Annotated in this window: 16 protein-coding genes and 5 pseudogenes; 8 read left to right on the top strand and 13 right to left on the bottom strand. The window is 39.3% G+C overall.

What is annotated here, in order from left to right:
- Nucleotides 1-559: 559 nt before the first annotated feature.
- Nucleotides 560-943 carry a peptide deformylase gene (locus BLP58_RS08565; RefSeq protein ID WP_013855082.1) on the bottom strand — a complete coding sequence of 128 codons (384 nt, stop codon included), beginning with the start codon at nucleotides 941-943 and terminating at the stop codon, nucleotides 560-562.
- A 268-nt stretch (nucleotides 944-1,211) separates the two neighbouring features.
- Between BLP58_RS08565 and BLP58_RS08570 the strand changes: the two genes are divergently transcribed.
- Complete coding sequence (locus BLP58_RS08570; protein WP_025084250.1) at nucleotides 1,212-2,222, top strand: serine hydrolase domain-containing protein; 1,011 nt, start codon at nucleotides 1,212-1,214, stop codon at nucleotides 2,220-2,222.
- 35 nt (nucleotides 2,223-2,257) lie between these two features.
- On the opposite strand, the gene BLP58_RS08575 is transcribed toward BLP58_RS08570, so the two are convergent.
- The 4 genes and pseudogenes from BLP58_RS08575 to BLP58_RS08590 form a co-directional block, all read right to left on the bottom strand.
- Nucleotides 2,258-5,083 carry a DEAD/DEAH box helicase gene (locus BLP58_RS08575; RefSeq protein WP_013855080.1) on the bottom strand — a complete coding sequence of 942 codons (2,826 nt, stop codon included), beginning with the start codon at nucleotides 5,081-5,083 and terminating at the stop codon, nucleotides 2,258-2,260.
- A gap of 66 nt (nucleotides 5,084-5,149) precedes the next feature.
- Nucleotides 5,150-6,593, bottom strand: a pseudogene (locus tag BLP58_RS08580) (amino acid permease).
- Nucleotides 6,594-6,661: 68 nt separating this feature from the next.
- Nucleotides 6,662-7,489, bottom strand: coding sequence for an exodeoxyribonuclease III (locus tag BLP58_RS08585; protein ID WP_013855079.1), 828 nt, complete (start codon nucleotides 7,487-7,489; stop codon nucleotides 6,662-6,664).
- Between the two features lie 474 nt (nucleotides 7,490-7,963).
- Entirely contained in the window at nucleotides 7,964-11,026 is a 3,063-nt protein-coding gene (locus BLP58_RS08590; RefSeq protein WP_013855078.1) for a mucin-binding protein, read from the bottom strand.
- A gap of 231 nt (nucleotides 11,027-11,257) precedes the next feature.
- Between BLP58_RS08590 and BLP58_RS08595 the strand changes: the two genes are divergently transcribed.
- The 3 genes and pseudogenes from BLP58_RS08595 to BLP58_RS08605 all read left to right on the top strand — a co-directional run bounded on the left by BLP58_RS08595 (nucleotide 11,258) and on the right by BLP58_RS08605 (nucleotide 15,129).
- Entirely contained in the window at nucleotides 11,258-12,271 is a 1,014-nt protein-coding gene (locus tag BLP58_RS08595; RefSeq protein WP_013855077.1) for a D-2-hydroxyacid dehydrogenase, read from the top strand.
- A 157-nt stretch (nucleotides 12,272-12,428) separates the two neighbouring features.
- Nucleotides 12,429-13,247 (top strand): helix-turn-helix domain-containing protein, encoded by an 819-nt coding sequence (locus tag BLP58_RS08600; protein WP_013855076.1) that lies wholly within the window; start codon nucleotides 12,429-12,431, stop codon nucleotides 13,245-13,247.
- 119 nt (nucleotides 13,248-13,366) lie between these two features.
- Nucleotides 13,367-15,129: pseudogene (locus tag BLP58_RS08605) on the top strand (ABC transporter ATP-binding protein).
- Nucleotides 15,130-15,186: 57 nt separating this feature from the next.
- Here the strand turns inward: BLP58_RS08605 and BLP58_RS08610 are convergent.
- From BLP58_RS08610 to BLP58_RS12760, 6 genes are all read right to left on the bottom strand, one after another.
- Nucleotides 15,187-16,008 (bottom strand): Cof-type HAD-IIB family hydrolase, encoded by an 822-nt coding sequence (locus BLP58_RS08610; RefSeq protein WP_013855073.1) that lies wholly within the window; start codon nucleotides 16,006-16,008, stop codon nucleotides 15,187-15,189.
- Nucleotides 16,009-16,128: 120 nt separating this feature from the next.
- Nucleotides 16,129-18,054 carry an elongation factor G gene (locus tag BLP58_RS08615; RefSeq protein ID WP_013855072.1) on the bottom strand — a complete coding sequence of 642 codons (1,926 nt, stop codon included), beginning with the start codon at nucleotides 18,052-18,054 and terminating at the stop codon, nucleotides 16,129-16,131.
- Between the two features lie 349 nt (nucleotides 18,055-18,403).
- On the bottom strand, nucleotides 18,404-19,261 hold the full coding sequence (locus tag BLP58_RS08620) for an aldo/keto reductase (protein WP_013855071.1): 858 nt from the start codon (nucleotides 19,259-19,261) through the stop codon (nucleotides 18,404-18,406).
- Nucleotides 19,262-19,428: 167 nt separating this feature from the next.
- A complete protein-coding gene (locus BLP58_RS08625) occupies nucleotides 19,429-20,550 on the bottom strand; it encodes an SLAP domain-containing protein (RefSeq protein ID WP_013855070.1) in 1,122 nt (373 codons plus the stop codon).
- A gap of 107 nt (nucleotides 20,551-20,657) precedes the next feature.
- The gene (locus tag BLP58_RS12810) at nucleotides 20,658-20,885 is read right to left on the bottom strand and encodes a helveticin J family class III bacteriocin (RefSeq protein ID WP_173003832.1); all 228 of its coding nucleotides are present in this window, start codon (nucleotides 20,883-20,885) and stop codon (nucleotides 20,658-20,660) included.
- Nucleotides 20,879-21,028: a helveticin J family class III bacteriocin gene (locus BLP58_RS12760; RefSeq protein WP_013855069.1), complete on the bottom strand. Its 150-nt coding sequence runs from the start codon at nucleotides 21,026-21,028 to the stop codon at nucleotides 20,879-20,881. The genes BLP58_RS12810 and BLP58_RS12760 overlap by 7 nt, the downstream gene beginning before the upstream one ends.
- On the opposite strand from BLP58_RS12760, the pseudogene BLP58_RS12660 reads away from it, so the two are divergent.
- Nucleotides 20,987-21,229: pseudogene (locus BLP58_RS12660) on the top strand (CorA family divalent cation transporter); the annotation flags it as partial. The gene BLP58_RS12760 and the pseudogene BLP58_RS12660 sit on opposite strands and share 42 nt — an antisense overlap.
- Here the strand turns inward: BLP58_RS12660 and BLP58_RS08640 are convergent.
- Both BLP58_RS08640 and BLP58_RS12215 read right to left on the bottom strand, forming a co-directional pair.
- A pseudogene (locus BLP58_RS08640) lies at nucleotides 21,226-21,933 on the bottom strand (YjjG family noncanonical pyrimidine nucleotidase). The pseudogenes BLP58_RS12660 and BLP58_RS08640 overlap by 4 nt on opposite strands.
- A 103-nt stretch (nucleotides 21,934-22,036) precedes the next feature.
- Nucleotides 22,037-22,186 (bottom strand): hypothetical protein, encoded by a 150-nt coding sequence (locus BLP58_RS12215; RefSeq protein WP_193221716.1) that lies wholly within the window; start codon nucleotides 22,184-22,186, stop codon nucleotides 22,037-22,039.
- Nucleotides 22,187-22,281: 95 nt separating this feature from the next.
- On the opposite strand from BLP58_RS12215, the pseudogene trpX reads away from it, so the two are divergent.
- The 3 genes and pseudogenes from trpX (at nucleotide 22,282) to BLP58_RS08655 (ending at nucleotide 24,936) form a co-directional block, all read left to right on the top strand.
- A pseudogene (trpX, locus tag BLP58_RS08645) lies at nucleotides 22,282-23,276 on the top strand (tryptophan ABC transporter substrate-binding protein).
- A complete protein-coding gene (locus BLP58_RS08650) occupies nucleotides 23,273-24,169 on the top strand; it encodes an ABC transporter permease (protein ID WP_013855067.1) in 897 nt (298 codons plus the stop codon). The pseudogene trpX and the gene BLP58_RS08650 overlap by 4 nt, the downstream one beginning before the upstream one ends.
- Nucleotides 24,166-24,936, top strand: coding sequence for an ABC transporter ATP-binding protein (locus BLP58_RS08655; protein WP_013855066.1), 771 nt, complete (start codon nucleotides 24,166-24,168; stop codon nucleotides 24,934-24,936). Before BLP58_RS08650 ends, BLP58_RS08655 begins: the two co-directional genes overlap by 4 nt.
- Nucleotides 24,937-25,377 lie beyond the last annotated feature (441 nt).

The following is a 25,377-nucleotide window of genomic DNA, read 5'->3' on the forward strand; positions in this document are numbered from 1 at the left end:
GATCTTTGTCTCAAATTTATTGCTTGCGAAATTGACTTCGCTTTTTGTTTGGGTTCTTACACCCGCACACTTTTAGCGAAACTTTGTTCAGTTTTCAAAGTACTACCTCTGTCCGGCTAGACCGGACAGCTTTTTCACTTTACCAAACTCTCAAAGCTCTGTCAAGAACTTTTTTGAATTTGTTTTCGTCGACCTGCTTGAGCTTTTCTGCTCTCGCCTGACGGCATTTAAATATGTTACCAGCTTCTCAATGCTTTTGCAAGTACTTTTTTCATTTTCTTGTTTTTTTCTTGCTCAAGCTCTTTTATTGAAGCTCAGCCGCCTCTCTCGAAGCGCCTTTATTAATTTACCCTATTTCTGTCCTTTTGGCAAATCTTCCTTTTCGTTCGCATTATCAGAGACACAGTCTATAGTATTCTTCACATTAAGTATTTCATTATCCATAATCCGATCTTATTTATTGATTATTAAAACATCATTAGCTAATTGCCGAACTATTTTATCAAAATATTTTTCAAAAAAACTTTTATTAAATCAAAATTCCATTGCAATGATCTACTTAATGTTGAATCGTTTCGGCAACAAAGCCAGTAAACTCTTGCGTCATTTTATTCAGCTTCAAATCTTGATAAGTAACCGTAATTCGCTGATAACGCAGTGCCTGTCTTTCTCCACTTAGCGACAAGCATCCCTCTTTTGCAAAATATTTCCCACTTCTTTTAATAATCTGCGGATTAATCATTATTAATGGAAGCATCCCAGCATAGAAAGCAATTATCCGCTTGGACTGACCGATCATGTTAGCTGCTAATCCCGCTGCTCTTCCTTGATTAGCTACTAACGTATCACGCAAATCAAACGCAATGGGTAAATCCATTTTATTTGCTAAAGTTGATTTTTGTCTCAAAAACAATTGATCATGAATTATTTTTTGTGCTGTCATTTTTTCTTCCTCAATTTTACTATTATTACTTTTCCTAGTTAAAAGTCATAAGTAAAGCTTTTAGTTTACATTTTCTTAATGATTTTTAGCTTGTATGCTGCAAAGTTCGCGCTAAAATGTAGATTAGACATATTTAAGGGAGGCCTTCAAAATTCTAAAAAAAACACTCATCAGCTTGGCTGCCGCGTCGCTTTTAACAATTGCCGCACCCGCAGTTGCAGCACCCACTTCGACAACAGTTCAAGCACGCTCATATTCAAAGTCTGCCATGCGCAGTTATGTCCGTAGCGTTTTAGCCCAAAACAATAGTCGCGGCAGCACCGTCATCATTAAAAACGGCAAGCCGCAGCAAATTAGCCTCGGTTGGGCCTGGTATGGCAAGCGAATCGGCAACGGCAATAGTCAAGTTGTTTATCCGACCGGCTCTTTACAAAAAGTAGTTACAGCTGCCATAGTCATTCAATTAATGAATGAAAATTTGCACACCAGTCAGCGCTTTACCCAAAATACCAAGATTTCTCGTTGGTATCCTAACCTAAAGAACGCCGACAATATTACTCTAGGGCAACTGCTGACCCACACTTCTGGCATTAATGCCGGTAATACGGAACCCGACCGTAATCTTGAGTATTCAGAAGATGACGCCATTAACTGGGTAATCGACAATATCAATAATAATAGTACCGGTACGCCAGGCAGTTACTTCTATAATAATTCGAACTTTATTTTGCTTGCCGGCATTATTAAAAAAGTGAGCGGACAATCTTATGAAGATAATTTCAATACCCGCATCGTGAATAAACTAGGTTTGACTAATACTTATTTATATCAAAATATTCCTAGTTGGAAAACTGATTCCATTTCTTACACTTGGAATGCCAAGAATTACCAAGACCCTGAATACGTAAAAAGAACGGTTGCCTCACAGCTTCCAGGTGCCGCCAACATGTTCACCACGCCAATGGATTATTACAAAATTCAAGTAGGGCTAAGCAATGGGCAAATCTTGAGCAAGTCTGATTTCCATTACTTAACTCACTTAAATAGTCGCGCTAATAATTACTCAGGTGGTCTCTATCTGGATAATAACGACACGATCAAGTCTGCTTACGGCAACATTACCGATACCCACTTCGGCATTTGGGTACAAATGACAACAGATAACCGCAACGGTCTGATTATGTTTTTAAACCAAACTGTCGGTGATGAAAACGCGCAAAAGAATGTCGGCTATCAAATCTTAAATCATATCAAGCCATATACATTTATTGATCGTTAGAAAAAGCTTTCTTCAATTTACGAAGAAAGCTTTTTTCATGCAAATAATAATTCATTCATCGCGCTGCTCAATGGATGCTGCAATAGCAAATTCATCCCTACCGCTGGCTTTTTCTTCACGCCTAGCAATTCTTCTCTGACAGAATCCGACTGAATCTTAGCTTCGCCTAAATAAAAGAATTGTTTACCAGATGCATCGCTTCTTTTAACAAATAAGTGCAATTTCATTTGCTTAGTATGCAATAAGCGCTGCACCTCATCTGAATTCAAATGTCGGGGTACCCGCGTATACCACCGCAAGCTGCGCCCATCTTCCAGCGTATTATGATACAAAGCATTGCGCTGCTCGGCATCTTTTTGGTAAGTGATAAAAATCGGCGTCTCGTGTTCACCTACGCGGTAGCCATACATTGGTGCTGACACATCCCTAGGCCAATTTAGCAAGCGACAAGCATCTTTTCGATCGTACTGCTGATATAAAGTGAACTGAGTGCGATTGTCATAGTGCTGGTTCAGCGCTAATCCTACTTCAACTGCATCCTTGAACAATTGCCTAAATTCGACATGTTCCAGGGCCTGACGCAGCTGCTTAGTTAATTGATAATCGAACAAATCCCGCTGTTCAACTAGTGGCTGGTCGCCATACTGCGCCTTTTTTGTGGTTTTACCCTGTTTAATATCAAAAAATGACAAAGATAAAATATCCATTACAGAAGCTAAAACCGCATCATTAATATAGGCATGCTGCTTTTTTAGTGCGACTAGATAGTCTTCTTGACGTACTGTTTTTTCTTGCAGGAGCATTTTTAATAAAAGCAATTCATGAATTCGCTTACCATTGAGTAATTCTTTAGTTACAAAGCTCAAGACTTCATTTTCGTATTGAGTCAGCGCAACCTTTTCATTCATTTTATTCAAAAAATCCGCGTAATTAACTAAACCATGCTGAGTAGCGAAAACCAGCGGAGAAACTGAGCCATATTGGTAAAAATCAAGCAATAACGGCACGCGCCCTAGCTTATTCTTTAACTCGCGATAGCTCTGCCGCAGTTCACGCATCCCATCTAGCTTCACTTGATCCAGTGATGACAAAATCTTTTCTGATGCTAGCTTAGTAAAATTAATCGTTGAAACATCAATTAATTCAGGCAAGCGCGCTTCTCTTTTAGCCTGATCCTTATCACGAGACGTATCCTGATGAAGTGCAATAGGAATCATGTAATTATTTTTATAGTTACCGATAAAATCAAGAACCGTAACAAAATCCTTGCCTGGGTACTTCCTCAATCCTCGCCCTAATTGCTGAATAAAAACAATACTAGACTGAGTATTGCGCAGCATCACAATCTGATTCAAAGCCGGAATGTCGATTCCTTCATTAAACAGATCAACAGCAGTAATATATTCAATCTTGCCATTAATTAAGTCCTGAACTACTTGATTGCGCCGTTTTTCACTATCTTCATTGGTTAAGGCAACCGCAGGGTGCTGTTTAAGAGAAAATAAATGAGCTAAATCCCGCGCTTCTTCTTGTCTGCTGCAGAAAACCAGGCCTTTAGGCTGCTTGCCGCAATAGCCATAATAATCCATTTCCTTTAGCACATAATCGACGCGTTTCTCTGAAACTAAGTAGCGCAAGTCCGTTGTCTCATCAATTGCCTGCCCACCTGCTTCATAATCCTGCACTCCCACATAGTGAAACGGCGCTAGCATCTTTTCTTCCAGCGCATCCCGCAAACGGATCTCATAAGCTAAATTATAATCAAAAATCTGGTAGACATTCTGCTCATCCATTCGTTCAGGCGTAGCCGTCATGCCTAACAAAAACTGTGGTTGAAAATGCGCCAGTATCTGCTGATAGCTAGGTGCTGCTACCCGGTGTGCCTCATCAATTAAAACATAGTCAAATTCATCTGGCTTCAACTGTTTTAAAATATCTGGCTGACTCAACGTCTGCACGGTCGCAAATAAATATTTTTTATCTAAATCATGTTGACCACCAGTAAGCAAGCCGTAATCTTTCCGTTCACCACCAATCACGCGATAGAAGCTTGCCAAAGATTTTTTAGCAATCTGCTGGCGGTGCACAATGTATAAAAATTTTCGGGGTTGAAAATCCTTTACGACAAAAGCACCTAGATATGTCTTCCCCGTTCCTGTTGCCGAAACGACTAGTCCTCTTTTAGCACCGCTATTCACCAAAGCAGTCAAATTTTTCAAGGCCGCCTTCTGCATTTGATTGGGTACGATTTTCACCGTCTTTTTAGGCATCAAACGTGGCGTGGGCTGAACCCAATTTTGTTTATAATTTGCCAGCCATTCTTCATTTAAAACAAAGCTATTTTGCTTTAATGAATTAATTTTGCGTGCAAACTGTTTAGTTAAACCTGCCTGTTTTCTAGAACTAACCTTAAGTACCCATTCGTAATTGGATAACAAAGCCGAGCGCGTGAAATTAGCACTGCCTACAATTACCGTTTCATAATTATCATGTTCAAACAAATAGCCTTTAGCATGAAAACCGGCTTCATTAGCAATTCTGACCTCTAAATTCGGGATCTTGCATAATTCTTCGAACACCCGTGGATTGTTAAAGCCAAGATAATCCCCGGTAATCAAAGTGCCCGCAATGCCTTCTTGGGCTAGATCCGCTAAAATCACCTTCAAGGGCACTAGCATGTCCTGGGTAATAAAGGCCACTGCCCAAGTAAAACCTTTGCAAGTCATTAATTCTTGACGCAAGGCTAACCAGATCTTCTCATGTTGATTGTTGCCTAACAGACTAGGTCCGATAGTTTCGCTACCTAAAAATTTTTCATCATAAAAGCCATTTAAAATTGCGTCTTGGATTGCATCCGTCATTTTTTCACCCCATTTAGCAATTATTCTACTAAAAAAAGCATTCGCCTAAAAAACGAATGCTTTAATTTATTGATTTTGCCATTTTTCATGCCAGTGATAAATAAGCAGTGGCAACACTGAAACGATCGCGCACATGCCAATTAAGGTCCAAACATAGATATGCCGCAAATTAACTGGCGTACCTTGAGCCGGAACGAAAGTCACAAAGAAAGCTACTACGGTAATTACTAAAGCTAAGCAAGCAATTGCAACACTCAAATTTGGATTCTTGCTCATGTAATACATCCGGTGATAGTCTTCATGCTTTTTCTTCAAAACCATATAGGCAATTAACATGATCATGTAGACCATCAAGTATTGCGCGGTCGTTGCAGCCAGAGAGAAATTAAACGCGAAGTCAGCATCTTCGCCACTAGTAAAGGTAATTAACAATGCCGAAATGGTCACGATGCTAGACTGCAAGATCATGATTCTAAGTGGAACGCCATGCTTGGTCGTTTTAGCAAAGAACTTAGGCATGTAGCCTTCCTTCGCTGCTTCGTACATCCCTTGGTTAGGGCCAGCGATCCAGTTGCCTAACTCGCCAATGATCCCGCAAGCTAACATTACCCCAACAATTTTTTGCAATAAATCACCAGGCAAGCCAATCGTAGTCAATAACTTGCCATAAGTATAAACGAAACCGGTACTATTCTGAATCTGATCTTTGGGTACCGTCATGCCGATCGCCATGCTGCCTAACAAGTCAAAGCAGATTGCCGTAAAAGCCAGGCCCAGCATTACCTTGGAGTAAGAACGTGGGTGATCCAGGTTCTTAACGTGCGGTGCTGATGCTTCCCCACCGCAAAAAGCCAACATAAACGGCACAAAGGCAACCAAAGTAGCCCCATCTAGATGATGTGGAATTACCGTATTCCAGTTAATCGCCATATGTAAGGGATGACCTTGAGCCACGTAAACGAAAAACGAGATAATTAACAAAATGACAGGCGTTGCAATCCCCCAGAATGAAGAACCATTCAGCGATTCGGCCTATCTTTCTGATACCGATCACCTGAATCGCGGTCGCACCCCAGAGAATTATCATCATTAGCCCAAAACGCACGATCGGCGTCGTATTAAACCACGGCGTATTAAAGGCAATCGAGAGCGCGCCAATAATGACATACATCATCGTGTCCATCCCCACGGTGATGTGAATCCATTGATAAAACATGGCCGTCCAGCCCGTCTTGTCTCCTAACGATCCCTTCACCCAAGTGAAGATGCCGCCTTTTTCCCAGCCATCAATTGAGGCCATTTCACCAGCCATTTGAGTAATGGGAATAAACCAGGCGATGCCGGCAATCAACAAATAAAACAATGCCGTCGCGCCCGTCTTGCCAAATGGTGCCAGCTCATCAACGGAAATAACCATTGAACTGGTCATTGCGAACAGCTTGAACGCTGTCAGACGATTGTACTTCAGGTCTTGCTCTAAAGCCCAATCTTCTTTTTTCTCGTTATTCAAAGATTTTCAACCCCTATTTTTCAAAAAATACTTTTTCGAAAAATTATTATACTAGTGTTTAAGGCAATTTAAAGGTTAATTTCTAGTAAAATTGGGCAATGATCTGCACGCTTGCCTGTATCGATCATTTCGGAGCGAACTACCTGCTTGGCAATGCGGCTGCTTACTAGCCAATAATCGATTCTCCAGCCTGAGTTATTAGCCTTAGCGGTTCTCACGCGCTGTGCCCACCAAGAATAAACGCCCTTAACATTGCCGTGAACTTCTCGGAAAGTATCGGTAAAGCCACTATTTAACAATTTAGTAAAATCGGTTCTTTCTTCATCAGTAAAACCAGCAGAATGGTGATTATTTTCAGGATGCTTCAAGTCAATTTCGGTATGAGCACAATTATAGTCGCCACTTGCCAAAACTGGCTTTTGCTTATCTAATTTTTGTAAATATTCAATATACTTGCTGTCCCAGACTTGACGCTCAGCTAGACGCTTCAAGCCAGAGCCTGAATTAGGCGTATATACTTGCGTGACAAAGAATTTACCAAAGTCTAAGGTAATTATCCGTCCCTCTGAATCCATCGGCTCAGGAGCACCAATTTGCGGTTCTGTGGCAGCAGGATGCAGCTGCTTTTTATATAGATACATGGTGCCAGCATAGCCCTTACGTGCCGGCTCTACTGAAGAGCGCCAAACATAGTCATATTCGGGGAATTTCTCCGCCAGAATCTCTTTGTGCTTTTTGGTTGGACCAGTTGCTCGTAATTTGGTCTCTTGAATTGCAATAATATCGGGATCAGCCTCATGAATTTTATCCAAAACCTGACGCGTCTCCTCTGCTCTAGCTGAAGTTCCAGTTAAAGCCGCATTTAATGAATCAATATTCCATGAAATTAAAATCATTTTTTCTGCCTTTCTAATTAATTGACAAATTAATTATAGCGAAAAAAAGAAAAAGGACCGGCTTAGATGACTTTTTCTAAACCAGCCCTTTTAAGGGAGTTGTGTTGAATGAGAATAACGAGATTCTTTTACATTAGCCTACTCATCACTAAAGTTGCGAAAATGATTGATCAAGATTAACAAAAGGTCCAACGCAGATGAAGTAGGGAGCTTGATTCCTCACTTTTGCAAAAAGGGGATGGACTTATCAACCTTCACTCTCGATTAGCCGCATAGGGGACAGCTAGTTGAGAGCAATACCCAATGTATGAATCAATAAAGGTCCAATAGGATGTATTAATAAGGAATTAGAAGATTTTACCTTCTTACAATTCATCTTTATTGTTGCGTTGTATTTTTGCTATGAGATATAATAGCAAGATGATGACATAATGTCACTATTTATTTTATGTCTTAAGAAATCCTTTAGAATTTCTATCCTTTAATCCATTTGAATAGGTTTTTTAGACTATTAGATTGATCCTTATCCTTATTAAGCTCGGTCCGCTTCATGCGGGGATGGCGCTGCTTAGCGTTGTCAGCTTGCTTATTTGCTGATTTCGGGGCTTGTTTATCTTTTTGCGGTTGATCGTTGATCTTGATTGCTTCCAGAGATTGATCGATAAAACCTTGTGGCATCTGTTGATTTTTGCCTGCAACAACCTTTAACTTGTCATCAACCTTAACAAAATCGTGACCGCGCTTCATGGCAACGGTGAAGATTTTGATGCTTTTTTGTTGTTCGTCGAAGTATTTAATTGCACCGTTAGAGTCAAAACCGTTATAAACCAATTCGTAGCCTTGATCTTTAAGTCGTTGCAATACTTCTTTCGTGCTATACAGATCATTGATCTTTTGGCCTACATCTCCTGACAAAATATTAGACGATGCGATCTGGTGCGCATTATGATCCAAATCAACAAAATTAACGATTGCCGTCCGTTTTTTACCGCCGATTGGAATGGCCAATACATTGGCGTTGTGCTTGGCTCTGCCTAGCTCTTGCGAATCCGTTTTATCCAATTCTTTAACCTGATCTAACGCGTAATAAGTCAGTTGAATGTCCTCACCCGCTTGATCTACGTTGACTAATGGCTGCTTAGGCATGTAGCCCATCAGACGCGGTACAGTTTGTTCAGTTAATACCTTAGTTGGATTGCTTGGATCAGTCAGATAAGGGATATGCGGTGCATTCGGAATCTTATTTCCTTTAATATCTACTGGCACAACCGCCCCATTCTTTTGATAGGTAATTTCAATTCGGTGATCTTCACGATCAACTTGCCGACTAGGAACATAAGCTTCATTAGCGTGATAGCCATCAATCACTGGTGTAGTCACCTTGTCAAAATTACTGATATCAACTTGCCATTTAGTATTGAACTTGCCATTTTCTACAATACTGCCATCGACGTCATTAACGGTTAAAGTACGCTGCCAACGAGCTACTTGCACTGAATCCTTTGGCGTTTGCTCGCCTGCACCCACATAATGAATACGGTTCTCTACTTGATAATCGTATTCTTTTTGATCAATACCAGCATATGGATGAGCGGGATCGACCTTAACATAGCGCGGCTTGATATGGTACAGAACTGTAGTATTGGCATCAGGATCCTTAACATTGATGATAGGCTCATCAGCCAAATAATTGTCAAACTCTGGCACATCTTCAGTTGCTAAAACTCGGGTAGCATCATCTGGATCAGTAATATAAGCTAAATGCGGCACATCAGGCAACTCTTGCCCTGCTTCATCTACTGGGATAATTTGTCCATTAGCCGTATAAACAATTGTGGCTGACAAATTGTTCTGGGTAACGGGATGCGCTGAGACTACGCCCATATCCGCGTGGTAGCCTCGAATCACTGGAGTCTTTACGGCTTTAAACTGAATTTGATCAGCTTGCCAATCAGTATCAAACTTGCCATCCGCTACTACTTCTTTAGTGATCTGATCATAAGTAATTGTCCGGCTCCAATGAGCAACTTGGATTGAATCCTCTGGCGTCTGCTCACCTGCACCTTGATAATGCACCACTGCCTTAACGGTCTTACTATAATTTTTAGCATCAATTCCTGCAAGCGGATGAGCTGCATTAACGGCAACATACTTGTGAGCCAATACATAAGTTACCTGAATATCTTGTCCTGGATCAGCAACGGGCACCTGTTCTTTTTCGGGTTCATAATCCTGCACTTGATTCAGCACAATTGGCGTGACTACCTTAGTAGCATCATCTTTAGCAGTAATGAATCTTAATTTAGGAATTGCGGCAATTTCTTCGCCAGCCTGATCAAAGGCAATTATTCGGCCATTAAGCTGATATTGCACTTGCTCAACTTGATCTTTCATTGCCACGCTAGCTGCCGGCACTTGGGCCTTATCTGCATGATAGCCCGCCACAATAGGGACTTTTACTACAGGATAGACCTCATCAACTGGATACCAGGCAGTAGTATCATTATCTTTTTCAAAAACAGACTTGGTTACTGCATCGATTGCGGCAGCACGTAGCCACTTGCTATTTTGAACGATTTTCTTAGGAGTTTTTTCTTGTGCGCCACTGAATTCAATAACCCGCTTAACTGTCTTTTCATAAAGTGAACGGTCAATTCCTTCTCTTGGCCGGTCAATGTCAACAACTACTTTTTGATGTTTCAAAGTAACGATAAAGGTCTGGGTAAATTGATTGCTATTATCAAAGAATTGAATATCACCGTTAGCATCAAAGTCGTTGCTTACTAATTCATATCCTGCATTTTCCAGCTTGGTTAAAGTTGGTGCAGTCTGATAAGAAATTTGCGTATTAGCGGCACCTGTCAACTTAACTGCTGGAATAATTTCTTGGTTGTGTCGATCAAGATCGATATATTTTACTTCGGCTGTTTGAGGGTCCGCTGAGGGCTGCTTGTTAATTTTGTAATTAACGGTATATTGCCGGTTAGGGTCATCGACCTTAACTGTCTCGCCGCCCACATAAGCTGCATCAGGGATGTAACCCATCACAGTTGGCGTCCCAATTAAAGGATAGGTTCGCTGATCTACGCTCCAGCCTTGATCGCCGATTTTCTGCCCTGTCACTTGGTCATAAACCAAGATGCGGTTGAAGGTAACCGTTGATACCATATCACGCGGAGTACGATTGCCAGCACCAGCATAATGAACGGTTTGCGTCCCCTTAGTCTGTAAGTCTGTTGGCTTAACGCCATATTTTAAATGATCAATGGTTACTTTTTCGTGTCCATGCCTAAAAGTTACTAGATAACTGGTCGGTTCTGCCTTAAACACCGGTGTCGTGCCTACTGGATCAAAGGCATTATCTACTAATACATACCCTCTATCCTTTAACTTAGAAACCTGCTTATTCGTGCTATATCTAATGGGCTGCCCAAGTGCGCCACTTAAATCACCTGAATTAGCTAATTCGGCGAGACTATTATCTAAATCTATATATTTAACAACGACTTGCGCTGCTTTTTCGCTCAAATTATCCATAAGGTTCCTCTTTTTACAAATTTATCCTATTAATAGTTTTTACACATAGTATATCAAATAGTAGGCTGATGATTTTATTTCTTTTATCCACATTTTTCCACCTCGTTTCACGTGTAACATCATTTTTCCTTTCATTTTTTACAAAAAAAGAGTGTTTTTGTGTTTTGTTGAGCAAGCGAAAGTGTATAATGAAGAATGGTTATATTAATAAATTTTACGGAGGTTGAATTTATGACAAAGGTTTTTGCTTACGCTATTCGAAAAGACGAAGAACCATTCTTGAATGAATGGAAGGAAGCTCACAAGGATATCGATGTTGATTACACTGATAAGCTTTTGACTCCTGAAACTGCTAAGTTAGCTAAGGGTGCTGACGGTGTTGTTGTTTACCAACAATTAGACTACACTGCAGATACTCTTCAAGCTTTAGCAGACGCTGGCGTAACTAAGATGTCATTACGTAACGTTGGTGTTGACAACATTGATATGGACAAGGCTAAGGAATTAGGTTTCCAAATTACCAATGTTCCTGTTTACTCACCAGACGCTATTGCTGAACATGCTGCTATTCAAGCTGCACGTGTATTACGTCAAGACAAGCGCATGGACGAAAAGATGGCTAAACGTGACTTACGTTGGGCACCAACTATCGGCCGTGAAGTTCGTGACCAAGTTGTCGGTGTTGTTGGTACTGGTCACATTGGTCAAGTATTTATGCGTATTATGGAAGGTTTCGGCGCAAAGGTTATTGCTTACGATATCTTCAAGAACCCAGAACTTGAAAAGAAGGGTTACTACGTTGACTCACTTGACGACTTGTACAAGCAAGCTGATGTAATTTCACTTCACGTACCAGATGTTCCAGCTAACGTTCACATGATCAACGACAAGTCAATCGCTGAAATGAAAGACGGCGTTGTAATTGTAAACTGCTCACGTGGTCCACTTGTTGACACTGACGCTGTAATCCGTGGTTTGGACTCAGGCAAGATCTTCGGCTTCGTTATGGATACTTACGAAGACGAAGTTGGTGTATTTAACAAGGATTGGGAAGGTAAAGAATTCCCAGACAAGCGTTTGGCAGACTTAATTGATCGTCCAAACGTATTGGTAACTCCACACACCGCCTTCTACACTACTCACGCTGTACGTAACATGGTTGTTAAGGCATTCAACAACAACTTGAAGTTAATCAACGGCGAAAAGCCAGATTCTCCAGTTTCTTTGGACAAGAACAAGTTTTAATTAGATAATTAAAGCAAATTAAAAGCTTGGGCGTTTTGCTCAAGCTTTTTTTCTACCAAAAATCAAGTATTATCAATGTTTTGTGTGCTTTTTTCTTGGATATTTGTAAATTTATTATAATGTTAATTTAAAGCATTAATAGGGTTAGGTGATAAACATGGATATCGGGAAAGCTTTAAAACAAGAAAGACTAAGACTTAACCTTAGTCAAAGTCAAATGGCTGGCAATGTATTAACCAAATCATTTTATTCTAAAGTAGAACGGAACCTTTGTAGTATTAGAGCAAATGACCTATTAAGTATTCTGGACTTGCACAATATTGACTATTCTTCTTTCTTTAAAAAACTCAAGTCTGAGAACAGCAATCAAAATGAATTATCAGAAACAGAATGTAATAACTTACTCCACTCTGCTTATTATAAAAATGATTATTCAAAAATATTGAAATTGCAAGAACTACTTGCTCAAAAAGATACTAGTAAGTTAAATTTAAATAGTATTAATGCACAAATTATTATTATAAAAGCTGCTATTTCAAATACTTTAGATAAAATTCCTGAAAATAAGAAAGAATATATTAAAAGAGCAATTTTTGAAACAAATAATTGGACAGAAAGCAGTTTAAGATTATTTGCCATTTCAATGTTTATTTTCAATACAGATGACATTAACTCTATTTTGAAAGCATTTTTGAACAATATCCAAGATATCAATTCTATTTCCAAAAATAAGCAAAAAATGTTTTCTGCAATTCTAATTAATTATTTAAATTATTCATTAAATCACACGAATATTGTAATCAAAGATAATGTATATCAATCTATAGGTAGATTAAAATCCTTAAGAGTCGACCCCAAAAACTGTTTTGCTAAGATAATGGCTAATTATTATCAATATGTTTTAAACGGAGATGTAGCAAAAAGCCAAAATATTTTAAATTTCTTAAAGGCAAACGGGATGAGCGAGATAGTTTAAAAAATCAAAAAATAAAAAGTGTCATTTTTGACACTTTTTATTTTTATTTTATTTTTAGATTTATACTCCAGATATTAAAAATATTAACTAGCTCCATAGAAAAGTAGGCAAGATGGCTAATGAAAAAGCTACATTCTTTTCAACATTATTTCAAACTTCTATTGTCTACATACAAATTATTCTTTAAAGCTGCTCCAATTATAGCAACTTTTGTAGCATTATTAGCGCCTATACAAGCTATTGCTTCAGTAGTAGCTATTAATGCAGGTCAAAATGTAATCAATGAAGTCACTGCACATAAGCAATTTTGGACAAGTATTGGAATCTGGATTATTGCTACAGCTCTAACACAGCTTTTGCCTCCCCTTGCTACATCTACTCAAGGAATCCTGACAGATAAGCTAACGGGTTTCATTAATGTTAGCTTAATGAAAAAATCTAAAGATTTGCAATCATTAAGTATTTTTGATAATAATGCCTACTTCGATGACCTACAATTACTAAAAGAAGGCGCCTCTTGGCGGCCAGTCAATTTAATCGTATTTGGTGTTGCGATCATTCAATCTGCTTTAACTCTAATCTTCATGTTAAGTTTATTAGCCAAATATAATTTATGGATCGCTCTCTTACTACTACTGGTAATGTACCTCAGAGCTTAAATTACTATCGAATTCAGCAACAAGCCTTTGAGACAATGGTAACTAGAAGCAAAAATGCAAGAAAACTTGATTATTTAAGTTCACTGTTGCTAGACCGAAAAGATGCTAAAGAAGTACGCTTATTCAACATGTTTCCTGCCGTAATTAACAGGTACATTGAACTGTTCAAAGACACTAGAAAAAACGTCGATCAAGTTCGAATGAAGCAAATGTATGTTAGCTCCTTTTCCCTCGGACTAGTAGTAATAGTTTCGGGTTATGGCTTCTTTTGGTTCGCTTCCTCAGTTAGTCGAGGTCTTATTGGTGCTGGTGCATTATTAATGTTCATTTCTGTAATTGCTTCTGTTTCTAGCTCATTAGCCACTTTAGTGGAAGACAGTAGTTTACTTTATGACTCATTATTATGGGTAGAAAAGTATAATCGTTTTGAAAAATATCATGATAATTTCCAAAATGGTACTCAAAAAATTGGTGATTCAATTAAACAAATAAAATTGTCACACGTTTCTTTCACTTATCCATTTTCTAATGAAGAAGTTTTACACGATATTAATTTTAGTATTAGCAGGGGCGAAAAAATCGCAATTGTTGGTGAAAATGGTTCCGGCAAATCTACCTTAATCAAACTGCTCATGCGCTTCTACGATCCAAGTAAGGGTGAAATTGATCTGAACGGCAGCGATCTGAAAGATTACGATATCAAAAATTATCGGGATAATTTATCTGCAACATTTCAAGACTATTCTAAATTTAAATTGAGTTTATTTGAAAATGTATCAGTCTTCCGTCGTGGCAATAATGACAAAGTCAAAAGTGCTTTAAACAATGCTGGATTGGAATCTTTACTTAAAGATAAAGACATTGATTTAAATACAATCCTAAGCAAGGAATTCGCTCATGGCATTGAATTGTCAGGTGGACAGTGGCAAAAAATTGCTCTTGCGCGTGACATTTACAGTAACGCTCAAGTTGAATTTCTAGATGAGCCTACTGCTGCTATCGATGCTAAAAGTGAAAATGAGATCTATAAACATTTTTTGACTAAAAATAAAGGTAAAACCATTGTATTCGTAACTCATCGGCTTTCCGCTGTAAAATATGCAGATAAAATTCTTTTCTTGCAAAATGGAAAAGTTCAAGGATTTGATTCACATAAACGGTTGATGCAGATTAATACGGATTATAGAAATATGTATAACTTGCAAAAAGAAGCATATATTTAACTAATACAAAAGCTTGGGCGTTTTGCTCAAGCTTTTTTTGCATCCAATTATTTTCCGCTAGCATTCAACATCCAAATACTTAGCCAAAACCTGTAGCACCCCATTATCATCATTCGACGGTGCTTCATACTTTGCTACAGCCTTGGTCTTCTCATTGGCATTTTTCATCGCATAGCTATAGCCACAAGCTTCAAGCATCCCGATATCATTTTCACCATCGCCAAAAGCAATCAGATCTTTTTGTGCGATACCGTAGTGCTTAAGCATATCTGCAACGCCTTTAGCCTTATTAATACCCTTGTGCACCAAATCAATCGTCATATTGCCGCTGCTAGTGCCACGAATATAATCACCATATTTAGCATTGAATTGGTCTTGGATTACCTTCGCTAATTCATCATCGTCAGTTAGACAAATCTTCAAAATCGAATCATTCGGATCAATATCCGTAAATTGATCAATTTCTGTTACCTTACGATAATAGATGCGAATATCGTCTTTGTCTGCCTGATCCATGCTCTTCAAGATGTAGCAGTGGTGCTGCGCGCTAACCATAATGATGGCTTCAGAGAAATCCGTCTGAATAAAGTGCAGTAGTTTTTGCGCAATATCATAGTCCAGCGCTGTCTTTTTAAAAACCTTGCCGTTAGCTTCTAGAATTGCGCCATTTTCAGAAACGTAATCGATGCCCGTCGTAAATTCGTCAAAATATTCATGTGATCTGATCAGCTGATTGCCAGTAGCCGAAATAAAAGGAATATGATTAGCCTGCAATTTTTTCAAAATCTTGCCAAAAAGTTCATGATCAAAAGTCTTTTTCTCAGTTAAAAAAGTACCGTCCATATCTACCGCGACGGCTTTAAAAGGTATTGTCGTCATAAAAAATCAACCTTCCTATTCTGATTTCATCTTACTATGGAAGCGATTTTCTTTCAGCAATTGACAGGCAAAATGAAATTTCTTTCACAGCTTATCAGATATTTCACTTTGTACAATATTTTAGCTGAGCGGATAAGTGTACGGGTAATGCGCGGTCTCAGGTACCTTGTCCCAGGTTACCGTGTGTCCTGCCCCATGAGAACAGAAGACGGAGTTTGGCGTATTGTCTAAATCAGAAACTGGATCGTAATTTCCCTCTGCAATAATTTCTTGAGCGTTGTGACACGGCAAATAGCCCTTAACGACGCATTCTAGATTACCTTCACCATGCGTATAGCTGCGGACTTCTGCCGCATAATCTTGCATCTCGCTAACGGGTGCAGAACCTGTAATGATCGTACGCTCGCCAATATTTTGCGGCGTCGCAAATTTACCACTCATGCGCTGAATATCATTTAAGGCGCGGCCCACTTGGTCTTGTCCTATTTCTAGACGGAAATCATACCAGGGCTCAAGCAGTTCTACCTGATCATGAATTTTTTCTTCCATTAAGCCTTGTCGTACCGCACGATAAGTAGCCTCGCGAAAGTCTCCACCAACGGAGTGGACAATACTGCCTTTACCGCCGAGCAAAGTGATTTTCATATCTGTAATTGGCGCACCGGTTAAAACGCCCAGATGCTCCTTCGAAGCTAGAGCTGTCATAATCTGGTGCTGCCAATTTTTAGTTAAAACTTCTAGACTGCATTTGTTGGCAAAAACAAGGCCACTGTTTCTTGCGCCTGGTTCAAGAAGTAAATGAACTTCCGCATAGTGCCGCAAAGGTTCGAAGTGGCCTACTGCCTCAATTAATTTAGTGATTGTCTCCTTATATAAAATATTGCCCTGCTCAAATGCGATATCTAAATTAAACCGCTCCTGCAACAATTGCTGCAGAAATTGCAATTGGATCTTGCCCATTACCTGTACGTGAATTTCCTGCAAATGTTCTGACCAGGTCACATGCAACTGCGGATTTTCATCTTCCAAGACTTTCAGTGCATCCAAACAAGCGTGAATGTCATTTTCTTTAGAATCAACTTTGTAAGTCAAAACTGGCTTCAATACTGCATTCTTTGCATCCCCGACGCCAAATCCTTGACCCGGATACGTTTTAGTTAAACCAGTTAAAGCGACAACATCGTCGGCTTCCACTTCAGTAATCGTAGTAAATTTTTCACCATTATAAGAACGAATCTGGTTAATCTTTTCGTCGTTTAATTCGGTCTTTGCCTTCAGTTTTCCACCTAAAATCTTAATCCAAGTTAAGCGTTCACCATTTTTATCATGCGAAATCTTAAAGCATCTAGCAGAAAAATCTTTAGTAAATTTTTTCTCACTTGTCCATTGTTCAAAACCAGCTAGAAATTCTTTGATGCCAGTTAGTTTCAATGCGGAGCCGTAATAAACTGGGAAAGTTTTTCTAGCAGCAATTGCCTGTTGGACATCGCTAGGACTAATTTCGCCATTATCCAAATATTTCTCTAACAGCTTATCATCGCAAGCTGCCACGTTCTCGTAGAAATCATCATCAATTTGGGTAAAATCTACACAGTTTTCACTCAAGTTCTTTTGCAAATCGGCCAGCGCTTTTTCTCGATCTGCCCCAACTGCATCAGTTTTATTCACAAAAATAAATACTGGAACATTATTTCGCTCAAGCAAATGCCACAAAGTTCTCGCATAACTGGTCACGCCATCCGCAATCGAGATCACTAAGATAGCGTAATCTAAGACGCTGAGCGTCTCCTCGGTCTGCTGGCCAAAATCGACGTGCCCCGGAGTATCCAGCAAAGTCAGCTCCAGATTATCAGTTTTCAACTTGGCTTCGTGAGAAAAGATCGTGATGCCACGCTTTTTCTCCAGCTGATCCGTATCTAAAAATGCATCCCCATCATCCACTCTGCCTAAGTTGCGCAGATTACCCGCCGTATAAAGCAAAGCTTCAGATAAAGTTGTTTTACCCGCGTCAACGTGAGCCACAATACCCGTTGTAATTTTCTTCATTATTTCACCCTAATAAAAAAGCTCTGCATAAGCAGAGCCACCGCGCGTATGTAAGTTATCGTCTTACATCGCATGCATCCATGATCATTGGACACAACAATTTTCCTATAAGTATTATAACATGATAAAATTAAAAAGCATGTCATTCATGCACATTCCAGGGTAGCCTAATCAACTTACCCATAGGAGGTGAGAGACGTTGAACGACATGACAATTTTCCTACTTTGAGTTCTATTGCATGAACTTCATTTAGTTCTTCATGAACTAAATAGCCTGCTTGATAAGTAATTATCATCAATAGACGCGACCAGAGTCATCGGCAGTTGTAGAGTCGATGATTTTTTTATTTTAAAAATCAACCTTATCCGGATCATTAGCCAACTTGCTTGCTCCACGCAAACCATCTAGCTTCTTCATGTCTTCCGGACTAATCTCAAAGTCAAAGACATCTGCATTAGCAGCAATGTACTTAGGATGAACTGACTTAGGCAATGGCAAAAAGCCGTGCTGCAGCGACCAGCGAATCAAAACTTGCGCTGGAGACTTGCCATAGTTTGCGGCCACTTCACCAACTGTTTCGTTACCGAGCAAACCACCAGTACCAAGAGGACTATAGGCCTCATTAAGCAAATCATATTCTTTGCTTGCGGCCGTCACTTCCGGTTGCAAATCACTCGGATTCAAGTAACTTTGATTAACTACCGGCTTAATCTCAGCCGTCTTCATCAATTCATCCAGGTGGTGCTTTCTAAAGTTGGACACACCGATAGCGCGAATTTTACCAGCTTTCACTGCCTCTTCCATTGCTTGCCAGCTTTCGGCATTTAATTCTGCCCAATTGTTCCGCATAGCTGCAGGGTTAGGCCAGTGAATTAAATAAAGATCAAGATAGTCCAAACCTAATTTTTCCAAGCTAGTATCAATTGCCTTTTTAGTCTTGTCATAGCCGTGATCGGCATCCCACAATTTAGTCATCACAAATAATTCATGACGGTTAATGCCACTCTTCTTAATTGCCTCGCCTACGCTTTCCTCATTGCCATAAGCCGCAGCGGTATCAATGTGGCGATAGCCCGCGTTCAATGCAGCTTCGACAGATTCCTGCGCAACTTCGCCATTTGGAGTTTGCCAAGTTCCGAAGCCAATCACCGGGATTTTCACGCCATTATTTAAAGTATAAGTATCAGTAAGTGAATGTAATTCCATATTTTTCATCTTTCTATCATAGCTACTAAAAATATTTTTTCTTAATTGTAAGCTAGATTAGGTGATTTACGCGAGAAAAAAGGTTTGCCACCAAAGTTTATATCGAAAAAGAGAACCAAATCGAATTAAATTTGATTCCCCTCTAAATTAATTTCTTTATCCAATATTCACTTTTTTTGTGCAGCTACTTGAGCTTCTGCGGCAGTGTTTAATGGAGTTAATTGTACTCCATTAACAAATTTCACATCGTCAGCTTTGACATAAGCATCATGTCCTACATCGATTTTATCGAAAAAACTTGTTCCCGTATTAGTAGCATAGAATTTAGTTCCAACCAAATGATAGAATAAATTAGCTTTCTTTTCACTTGGAACCCAAATATACATCAATTTATCTACTTTAAATTGACCCATTTGCTTTACAATCTTTTGACCATTATGATTTTGGATTGTTCCATCTGCATTGTAAACATTTGTATCTTTAGAAAAAGTAATATAAGCATATTTATTCAAATTTTCTTCCCTCTGTGGATCTCGCAAAGGCAATTTTTTATCTGCTTTTACAAGAACAGCGACAAGCCAATGGGTCGTCCCCTTAATTCTATAGAAACCATCACTGGCCCATTCAGGAATGAACTGGTCAGCAAAAGAAGTTTTTTCAAGACGATCAACTACAAACTTAGTTCCCTTAGGTATATTCTTTTTTATTACCCTGCCTTGATTATCATAGATATTTACATTATAAGCATACTTTACAGTCACTGTAGTTTCTTCACCACTATCTGTTGAAGCAGCTGTATTAGTATTAATTACTAGACCTAAATTATATGATTTAATATATTGCTTATGTGGTCCACCTACTCTGAAGTAACGCTTGCCATTCTTAAACTTATAAGAACCACCATAAGTAGTTACAGTTTGGCCTCTGTATAATTTCCATTTACCATTGAATGAAGTACGGCGATTAGATGATCTGTAAATATAAGCATTATGAGTCATCCGTCTAGTCACACCATCAATATTAGTAGCTTTTAAATATTGGTTCTTACCAAAAACCTTATAGTATAGATTACCATCTATAGTTACTTTTTTCGGATCAACGGTAACTACATCATAAGCATAGTATTTCCGACCTGTACTATTGTCGTCTCTATCATAAGCAATTGCAGTATGCATTACTGTTTTTTTGGCTGAATTAACTGTAGCTCTAACTTCATTAGTTGATGTAACAATCATTGGTACTACGGTCATTAATGCAACTGTAGAAATTAGCATGATTTTACGTTTCATCTAATCATCCTTTTCAAAATTTCTATACTTTAATCTATCTTCTTGATACTAATTTTAAACAATAAAAAGCATTGAATCAAATTCAATGCTTTTTTATCTAACTTAGGTTAATCCCATTCAATTTCATAAATCATATTTAAAGTGGTTTTAGGTTTCTCACCACTCCAACCATGATATGCTACCGTTAGATAACAGTGGTTTTCACCAATAATCTGAATACCCTCTACCTCTGAGTGCAAATTATGAATATCAATAATTTGTGGATGACTAAGATTTACTCTTGGCCATTGACTAGAAGTATTAATATCACGAGAATAATATGGTATCTTTAAAATCTCCTTATGATAATACTTTTTTTCTCAAGGTCAGGTGATTTTTGACTAGAAATATAAATATTACCTTGATTATCTAAGTCATATCCCTGAACCGAATTCAAAATTCCATCAGTGGCCTCTTTACCGCCATGATGAACAGCCATTTGAACCACTTAATGAAATACCTTGACTCAGCCGCCTTAGTCATCGCTGTTCCGGCTTTAATCAGTGGCATCTGGGGCATGAACGTCGGTGGTTTACCTGGTAAAGAAGATAAAAATGGTTTCTGAATCTTAATGATTGTCGCTAGTGTCCTAACTATTGGCTGGGGTATTTTCTTGAAGAGAAAAAAATACAATGATTAATACTTCTTCTGAAAATCATGTTGCATTAATTTAACCAATTCTGGATAAGTCTCTACCACAAACTTGGGATGTAAATGCAAGGTATTTTTACGGTGACGGTGATTATACCAGATACTGTCGAAACCATATTTTTCCGCACCTAAAATATCTGATTGCAGGCCATCGCCAAAAAAGACGGTCTCGGTTGGCCCAATTTCCGTGCGGCTAAAGAAATAATCAAAGGCATGCGGATTCGGCTTAGAATAATGTGCCTCTTCCGAGGTAACGATTAGATCGAAATATTTTTTCACACCAGCCAACTCTAATCGGTGATTTTACATAAACTTTTCACCATTGCTCAAAATAGTCAGCTTATAGCCCTGCTTTTTAGCAAACTTCAAAGTATCTTCAACCCCAGGCAATAATTGATGGGCTTCGCCAAAGTAAGAGCGATATTCATCCATCGCTTTCATGCCATCAATTTCTAAGCCAAGATTCTTTTTGATAAAGTCGTGGAAAGTCATTTCACTTAATTCTTCATAAGTGATTTCACCCTGCTCAAGCCTGCGCCACAAGCCCTGATTATAGGAGTGATATTGGCGCTGCAATTCCGGTGATAAAGGCCAATGATGAGCATTAAACAGGCTGTGTAAAGCGAAATCTTCTGTAGCCGCAAAGTCTATAATCGTATCATCTACGTCAAAAATAATTTGTTGATAGCGCATAAGTAGGTCCTTTCTATTTTTCTGGGATTCTTAATTATAGCAGATTTCAAAATTTCTATTGACATCTTTTAAACAAGCGAATAAAATTTAGGTCAATCAATCATCAATTGAAAGAAAGGAAGAATTTATCATGTTTAAGAATGTAGTAATCAATCGTTGGCAAAACCAGCACTAGAGTTGTTTCTGCACGCTTATATTGGGCACAGATGCGACTCAAATTTTTCGCGTCTGTGCTGGTATGATAAATCTTCAAGAATTATTACCCGCACGGAATATAAGACGTGCGGGTTTTTGTTTTAGGCATTTCCCGTCAAACGGAAATGCCTTTTTTGTTAGAGGAGTTTAAGTATGAAAAGATTAATCGGAACCATCATCGCTCTGTTTGCTTTTCTGGTTGCTGCTTTTGTTTTTGAAAATAATAAGCAAACGGCCGAGCAAAAGAGACCAACTGTGGGAATTCTACAAACGCTGAGTCATCCGGCCTTGGATCAGATCCATCAAGGAATCATTCAAGGGCTAAAAGACGAAGGCTATGTTGAAAATAAAAACGTGAAGATCGATTTTCAAAATGCGCAGGGCGACCAAAGCAATTTGAAATCGATGAGCGATCATTTTAAACAAGAAAATGCCGCCCTTACAATTGGGATTGCGACTCCAGCAGTGCAATCATTGGCCAATCAAGCTGGCAACATCCCGGTCATCATGGGTGCAGTTAGTGATCCGATTGGAGCACATTTAGTAAAAAGCATGACACGTCCCGGCGGCAAGGTTACCGGCGTGCAAGATAGGCAACCAATTCCAGCTCAACTAAAATTATTGCAAACGATTTTGCCTAAAGCTAAAAAAATCGGCGTCATCTATACCTCAAGCGATGACTCATCTACTGCTGAATACCATGAATTTAAAAAGCTAGCTGAAGCCCAAGGCATCACGGTTCGCCCTTACACCATCACCTCAACCAACGATATCGAGCAGGTTGCCCAAACGATGGCCGGCAAGGTGCAGGCGGTCTACGTGCCAACTGACAACACCGTAGCTTCCGGAATCGCTACTTTGCTTAAAGCTACGAACGCAGCCAAGATTCCAGTCTTCCCAGCTGCCGACACCATGGTCAAGTCAGGCGGTTTAGCACAACGCGCTGTGTCAGTCAATTCGACATGGGCGTCTTAACTGGCAAAATGGCCGGACAAATTTTAAAAGGCAAAAATCCAGCAACTACGCCAGTTAAGCGTGTTACTAGCTACGAAACAGTCATCAATCAAAAAGCTGCCGATGAACTAAATATTCATATTCCAAATCAGGTATTGCAAGCAGCGCACAAGAAAGGACGGATCATCAAATGAGTCTTATTACTTCTACCATCGGACAAGGCCTCTTATGGGGCGTCTTAGCCTTAGGGCTTTTCCTCACCTTTAGAATTTTGAACTTCCCCGACATGACGGTCGAGGGCACTTTCCCCTTCGGCGCAGCAATCTGCGTCAGTGCATTGGTCCACGGCGTTGATCCCATGCTGGCCACGATTTTAGCATTCTTAGGCGGGATGCTTACCGGACTAGTGACTGGCTTGCTTTATACCAAGGGTAAAATTCCAGTACTACTGGCCGGAATCCTAACCATGACAGGCGTCTATTCTATCAACTTACGAATCCTGGGCAAGGCCAATGTGGGTCTGCTCAATAAAGCAACTTTGCTCAATGGCAAATTATTGCAAAAATTGCCGGCTAACTTTCCTACGATTGTGATCGGACTCTTAGCCGCAATCTTAATTATTTTATTGTTAGCCCTTTTCCTTAACACCGATCTTGGTCAAAGCTTCATTGCGACCGGTGATAACGAAAACATGGCTCGATCTTTAGGCATCAACACAGATAATATGAAAATCCTGGGCTTGATGATTTCCAACGGTTTGATCGGGTTAGCCGGCGGATTGTTAGCCCAAAACGGTGGCTACGCCGACGTTAACATGGGAATCGGGACGATGGTTATTGGGTTAGCCGCCATTATCATCGGTGAAGTAGCCTATGGTGATTTAAGCCTAACCGCGCGATTGATCGCAGTGGTTATCGGCAGTATCATCTATCGCCTAATCCTGCTCTTAGTTTTGCAATTAGGCTTCAGCACCAACGATTTCAAACTGATCTCGGCCATCATCTTAGCAATTTGTATGATGCTTCCCTTATTTGAAAAGAAATTTCATACGCGCAAATTATTGAAAAAAGGAGTAACAAAGCCATGAGTACAATTTTAGATTTACAAAACATTTCGACTACGGTTAATGCAGGTACGAATGAAGAAAAAAAGATTCTCAAAAACATCAATTTAAAACTGGAAGATGGCGATTTTGTTACTCTCCTTGGAACTAACGGCGCGGGCAAATCTACCCTGCTCAACATCATCAACGGCTCGCTGTTTCCTACCACTGGAAAAATATTTTTAAAAAAGCGCAAAAAGCGCAACTTGACTAATGACTCTGAAGTAAAACGCGCAAAATACATCGCGCAAGTTTTTCAGGACCCTAAGATGGGCACGGCACCGAGAATGACTGTGGCTGAGAATTTATTGTTAGCTACTAAGCGAGGCCACCACCGCGGACTGCATTTGCGCGGACTTGATAAGCACCTAGACGATTTTAAAAAGGAAACATCACAGCTTCCTAATGGTTTAAACGAACGGCTTAATACATTCGTGGGTAACCTTTCTGGTGGTCAGCGTCAAACCTTAAGTTTCTTAATGGCCACGATTAAACGGCCAGATCTGCTCTTACTTGATGAACACACGGCAGCACTTGATCCTAATACCAGCCGCGAGCTATTGGAGTTAACCGACAAGGTTGTCCGCGAAGAGCATTTGACCTGCATCATGATTACCCACCAATTAAAGGATGCGATCAAATATGGCAACCGCACGATTATTCTAAATAGTGGTGAAATCGTGCTTGATGTGAAAGGCAAAGACAAAAAGAAATTAACTGAAGAAGACATTTTGCAATATTTTGCTGACTAAGTGACTGTATTTTAAGATTGTGTCCTAATATATCCGGTAGCTGTAATATTAGCACTAGGCAAACAAATTACTGACAGTTACAATTAAGTTGTGGTCATAATAGGATTTTCCAAGAGACAGATATTCAAATTGAGTATCTGTCTTTTTTTATTTAAATTACAAAAGAATTTGTTTTTTATTTTTTGACTATTTTAAAGCAAAAATCGTCATGCTTGTTATCATAGCAAGGCTTTGAGCCATTTGAATTCTTTTTAAAAAAGTTTCAATTTTCCCTTGCAATTAATAGCATATGTTATGCAATAAAGATGTAAGGAATGAGGGAACAAAAAGTTCCAATCAATTAAAGCGATATAGAAAAAACGAGGTATTCATTATGTTTGATTCAAAGAAATTAGTTAAAGTTGTTTCAGTTGCAGTTGCTTCAATGAGTTTGTTAGGTGT

The organism is Lactobacillus kefiranofaciens, from assembly GCF_900103655.1.
In the GTDB taxonomy this organism is placed as follows: Bacteria; Bacillota; Bacilli; order Lactobacillales; family Lactobacillaceae; genus Lactobacillus; species Lactobacillus kefiranofaciens.